This window comes from Lysinibacillus parviboronicapiens, from assembly GCF_003049575.1.
Lineage (GTDB): Bacteria > Bacillota > Bacilli > Bacillales_A > Planococcaceae > Lysinibacillus > Lysinibacillus parviboronicapiens.
This window is the reverse complement of the sequence record NZ_PYWI01000092.1, coordinates 1-665: the sequence shown is the minus strand read 5'-3', so window position 1 is coordinate 665 and position 665 is coordinate 1. Positions and strand designations below refer to the sequence as shown.

Below are 665 nucleotides of genomic sequence, written 5' to 3'. Positions count from 1 at the left end.
ACAATCGGGCGCGATTCTTCAATATGAAGATCGCGTTTTTCAGTTTGAATAACCGTCTTTTATTGGAACTACTATCTATGCTGTTTTGGGAACCTATAATAATTTATTCAATCAAAAGTTGTATGTTAATATTCTCTGACTTATTTTACTATTTAAAATATAACTATCGAAGGAGTTTTGATATGATTAGAGGATTATATGAAGCGCATTTACCTGTGAGTAATTTACAGGAATCGATTAAATTTTATCAAAAGCTTGGTTTAGAACTAGCAAGAGAACAAGAAAAGCTGGCTTTCTTTTGGATTGTAAAGGGGGAAAGTTGGTTAGGTCTTTGGGAAAGTGAAACTGTAAACCTTCCATATCACCCATCAATTCGTCATTTAGCATTTAAAGTAGACAAGAGTGAAATTGAGAAAGTGAAGGAGTGGCTAGAGTCTGTAAATATCGAAATACGCTCTTCTTTTGGTTTCTCCCCAGAGATGCAACCGTTAGTATTTAAAAATAATCCACATCATGCAGCTGTATATTTTTACGATCTTGATGGCAATTCATTAGAACTAATAACACCATTAGATATGGAACTTCCTGATAACGAAAAAATGATGACGTTGGTAGATTGGAAAAAGAAACACATGAAATAAACAACGCTTACTTATCAGTGCCTT

1 protein-coding gene is annotated in these 665 nt (G+C 33.5%); it reads left to right on the top strand.

What is annotated here, in order from left to right:
• The first annotated feature begins 182 nt into the window (after positions 1-182).
• Positions 183-641 (top strand): VOC family protein, encoded by a 459-nt coding sequence (locus C9J35_RS23200; RefSeq protein WP_107927171.1) that lies wholly within the window; start codon positions 183-185, stop codon positions 639-641.
• Positions 642-665: the final 24 nt, after the last annotated feature.

Bases quoted from the DNA above. Each gene is read 5' to 3' on its own strand.
- C9J35_RS23200 (WP_107927171.1), top strand. From the start codon at position 183: ATGATTAGAGGATTATATGAAGCGCATTTACCTGTGAGTAATTTACAG.